Annotated in this window: 6 protein-coding genes; 5 read left to right on the plus strand and 1 reads right to left on the minus strand. The window is 63.7% G+C overall.

Annotated features, from left to right (window positions below):
* Window positions 1-304 (minus strand): helix-turn-helix transcriptional regulator (locus VFA16_RS02690; protein ID WP_324966335.1); only part of this gene is annotated, 304 nt, incomplete at its 3' end.
* A 391-nt stretch (window positions 305-695) separates the two neighbouring features.
* On the opposite strand from VFA16_RS02690, the gene VFA16_RS02695 reads away from it, so the two are divergent.
* The 5 genes from VFA16_RS02695 to VFA16_RS02715 all read left to right on the plus strand — a co-directional run.
* Window positions 696-1052 carry a hypothetical protein gene (locus VFA16_RS02695; RefSeq protein WP_324966336.1) on the plus strand — a complete coding sequence of 119 codons (357 nt, stop codon included), beginning with the start codon at window positions 696-698 and terminating at the stop codon, window positions 1050-1052.
* The gene (locus tag VFA16_RS02700; protein WP_324966337.1) at window positions 1049-1246 is read left to right on the plus strand and encodes a hypothetical protein; all 198 of its coding nucleotides are present in this window, start codon (window positions 1049-1051) and stop codon (window positions 1244-1246) included. Before VFA16_RS02695 ends, VFA16_RS02700 begins: the two co-directional genes overlap by 4 nt.
* 86 nt (window positions 1247-1332) lie before the next feature.
* Window positions 1333-2742 (plus strand): replication initiator, encoded by a 1410-nt coding sequence (locus tag VFA16_RS02705; protein WP_324966338.1) that lies wholly within the window; start codon window positions 1333-1335, stop codon window positions 2740-2742.
* Between the two features lie 31 nt (window positions 2743-2773).
* Window positions 2774-2986 carry an excisionase family DNA-binding protein gene (locus VFA16_RS02710; RefSeq protein ID WP_324966339.1) on the plus strand — a complete coding sequence of 71 codons (213 nt, stop codon included), beginning with the start codon at window positions 2774-2776 and terminating at the stop codon, window positions 2984-2986.
* Window positions 2983-3961: hypothetical protein (locus tag VFA16_RS02715; protein WP_324966340.1), on the plus strand; the 979-nt coding region annotated here is incomplete at its 3' end. The genes VFA16_RS02710 and VFA16_RS02715, both read left to right, overlap by 4 nt.

Below are 3961 nucleotides of genomic sequence, written 5' to 3' on the forward strand. Positions count from 1 at the left end.
CAACGTCCGTGCCAAGCAGGTGGTCGTAGCGGGTCATGACCTCCCGAACCGCGTCCAGGCCCTGGGCCACCGCTCCCCCGTTCGGAGCGAGCTGCCACGGCCTGCCAATCAGCGACTCCACATCGACATGCAAAATCTTGGCCATGTCGATCAAGACCGACAACCGATCCACCGAACGGATACCACGCTCGACCTGCGACAACCAGGACTCCGACCGGCCGACCAGACCAGCCAGCGCGGCTTGACTCAACCCGCGTCGGCGCCGGTACACCGCAATGCGCTCACCCGTCCCAGCCGAAGGCACCCAGCAAGTGTCGCATCCCAGCCGACTGAGCATCGCACTCGACGCTCACTGCGTCAGCCGCTTTTATTCGATGAGGGTCACGGACTACGCCAACCTAACAACGTCAAAAATACTATGCAGGCCGAGCTAGACCACTATCTGACAGTACTCAACAGCTGACTTATTGTCTGCCCTTGTCATGTCGCCGGGAAGCACTCCACAAACGCTGCTCTTATCGTTGCCAGTGTCCTCGGTCCTGTGCGTCCAGTGCCGGTTCGCGCGGTTGGGCGTTCGGGACTAGTTCGAGACTAGTTGCGGACTAGTTACTGGACTACCTGCGCCCGATGGTTTCGTCGTTTGATTGGTGGGCGGGTCAAACACCCGCCACGACGACCTGGAGGAACGGCAAACAATGCAGTTGGAAATCAAGACCGACAGTGCCGAGTTCGTGGTCTCTCGTGCTCCGCAGCCTAAGAACGACAACGACGGGCGGCAAAAGACCGACCGAGAGACCGGTGAATTGCTGCACGTCACTGAGCTGGTGGCGATGGACGAAACCGGCGCGGAAGTCATCAAGGTCACCACCGCCGGACAACCGCGAGTGATCAAGCGGCAGCCGGTCACGGTGGTCAAGCTCGTCGCCAACCCTTGGACCATCGACGGTCGCGGCGGGGTGGCCTTCCGGGCCGACGCCATCGTCCCGGTGCCGACCACGCCATCCAGCGTGGCGAAGGCGGCCACGAGCGCTGGATCGGCGAGTGAGTCATGACCACATCAACGATGACCCCCGATCTAGCGCAGCTGAGACAGATGCACGAGCGGGCCGAGCAGCTGCGCGAGGAAGCAGCCGAGGCCGAGCGTGTGGCGTTCGTGGCCTCGCAGGAGGCCTACGGCGCATACGAGGTCGCTCGCGACGAGGCCTCCGCCGCGTGGACGGCCTGGTTAGCAGCTGTCACCCCTTAGTGCGGCGCCCGGCCGGTCGGGCCTGGAAACCAAGGCCGGCCGGGCGCCCCGCTCCACCCATCACCTTCACGACAGAGGAGCTGTTTATGAGCCTACGGCGAGCCGAGCGCCCGATCTCTGCTTTCCCACCACACGTTGTGGAGCAGATCGTCACTCGGGCCGCTCGACCGGACTTCGACCGGTGGGTCGATCAAGTCACCCGGTGCGGCCACTGCGCCCACCCGGTCCGCCTACGCGGCCGGGTCGAACACCGCATCGCCACTGGCGCGCAGATGACGTACTCGACCGATGGCGAGCCGGATCGCGTGCTGCTGATCCGCTGCGGCAACCGGCGCGCGGCGGTCTGCCCGTCCTGCTCGTATGAGTATGCCGGGGACATGTGGCAGCTGCTCTACGCCGGCGCTGCCGGTGGCCGCAAAGGCGTACCCGAATCCATCCGATCGCACCCATTGGTGTTTGCCACCCTGACCGCGCCGGGGTTCGGGCCAGTACACACCACCCGCGCCGACCGTTCCGGCCCTGCCCGCTGCCGGCCGACCCAGGGCAAACCAAAACTGTGTCCGCACGGGCGGCCCACTTGGTGCACCGCTATCCACGCCGAGGATGACCGCCGACTCGGGCAGCCTCTCTGCCCGAACTGCTATGACTACTGCGGCCATGTCGCATTCAACTGGCACGCCCCGGAACTCTGGCGCCGGTTCACCATCACCCTACGTCGTACCCTGGCCCGGACCGCGGAGCTAAGCGCGGCCGAATTGGCTCGCCGCTGCCGGCTGTCGTTTGTCAAAGTCGCGGAATTCCAACGCCGCGGCGTGGTGCACTTCCACGCGCTAATCCGGCTGGATGGACCCGGCGACGACTACCAGCCGCCACAGATCAGCATCGATGCCACCGCGCTCACCGATGCGATCCGGCATGCCGCCGCCCAGGTGCGGCTCACCATCGCCATGCCCGATGGGCCAGACCTGGTCCTGCGCTTCGGCGCGCAACTGGACACCCAGACCGTCAATGGTGGCCCGGCGCGCGAGCTGACTCCCGAACACGCCGCGCGTTACATCGCCAAATACGCCACCAAAAGCGCCGAAGACTTCGGCCTCGGCCCACGACGCATCACCCCCGAAGTGCTCCCGCTGCTCAACGTCCCCGACCACGTTGATCGACTAATCCGTACCGCCTGGGAACTCGGCGTGCACCCCGCTTATGAGGGGTTGCGTCGATGGGTGCACATGCTCGGCTTCCGAGGTCACTTCGCTTCGAAAAGCCGCCGCTTCTCAACCACGCTTGGCACCATCCGCGGCGAACGCCGCACCTATCGCCAACGCCAGGCCGCCGAACACGCGCGCGAACTGCTAGCCGACGAGCAGGACACCACGCTCGTCGTCGCCCGCTGGGAGTTCGCTGGAGTCGGCTACCTGACTAGCGGAGATGCCGCACTTGCCCTATCTGCTGCCGCCCGAGCCCGCGAACAACGACAAGCCGCCCGCGATGCTGCATAACAAATCAGCGTGCATAGAAAGGACTACACGAGTGGAAAAAGGGTTGCGGCCTGGACCGCAATTCGCGCCGAGGTGGTACAGCGTCGCTCAGGTTGCTCAGATGCTCGGCTTTGGCCTGAGCAAGACGAAGATGCTCGTCGCGACCGGTGAGCTGCGCTCCCTAAAAGACGGCAAGCATCGCCGTATTTTGCCCGAATGGGTCGACGAGTACATCGAACGTCGAGTCAAGGAAGGTGCAGCATGACTGGCCGCGCAAGGGCAAACGGGGAAGGCTCGATCTTTTCTTACCGCAACGGATTTGCCGCCTATGTATGGGTCACAAAGCCCAATGGACAGCGACAACGCAAATACATCTACGGAAAGACTCGCGAGGAGGTGCATGAGAAGTGGCTGAAACTTCAGCAACGGGCACGGCAAGGACCCATAGCAACGAGCGTCCCCAAGCTCGGCGAATTCCTCGTCTACTGGCTTGAGGAGGTGGTGAAACCGAACCTGGCACCCGCCACGTACGTCAACTATGAGATGTTCGTCCGCCGGCACATCACACCGATGCTCGGTGCTCGACGGCTTGATCGGCTCAGTGTGCGGGATGTCCAAACCTGGATCAATGAAGTGGCGCGGACGTGCCAGTGCTGCGCGCAGGGCAAGGACGCCGCTCGCGCTGAAAACAAACGCCGGTGCTGCGCCGTGGGCAAGTGCTGCCAGGATCGGGTTTCGGCCCGCACCGTCAGCGACATCCGTGCTTGCTTACGGGCAGCATTATCCCAAGCCGTGACAGAAGACCTTATCGCCAAAAACATGGCGAGCTCGATCAAGCTTCCCTCCGTGCGTAAACGTAAAGGCAAAGCATGGAGCAGCGACGAAGCCCGGCAGTTCCTGGAGTCTGCACGCTCAGAGCGCGATGCGCTCTATGCCGTGTACGCGCTGATCCTCGTGCTGGGCCTGCGCAAGGGTGAGGCGCTCGGGCTGACTTGGGACGACGTCGACCTTGACGAGGGCGAATTGTCGATCGGTCGCCAGTTGCAACGCGTGAGCCGACAATTGCTGCACCGGGAGACCAAAACCGCCACCTCCGATGCAACGCTGCCGCTGCCGGAGATCTGTTGCACTGCGCTACGGCTCCGTAAGGCCGAGGAAGCGTACGCCAGAGAACTAGCAGGGGCGGCGTGGCAAGGCGGCAAGCTGATCTTTACCACCAAGTGGGGCACGCCGATCGAAC

The sequence above is a fragment of the Mycobacterium sp. genome (assembly GCF_035653355.1).
In the GTDB taxonomy this organism is placed as follows: Bacteria; Actinomycetota; Actinomycetes; order Mycobacteriales; family Mycobacteriaceae; genus Mycobacterium.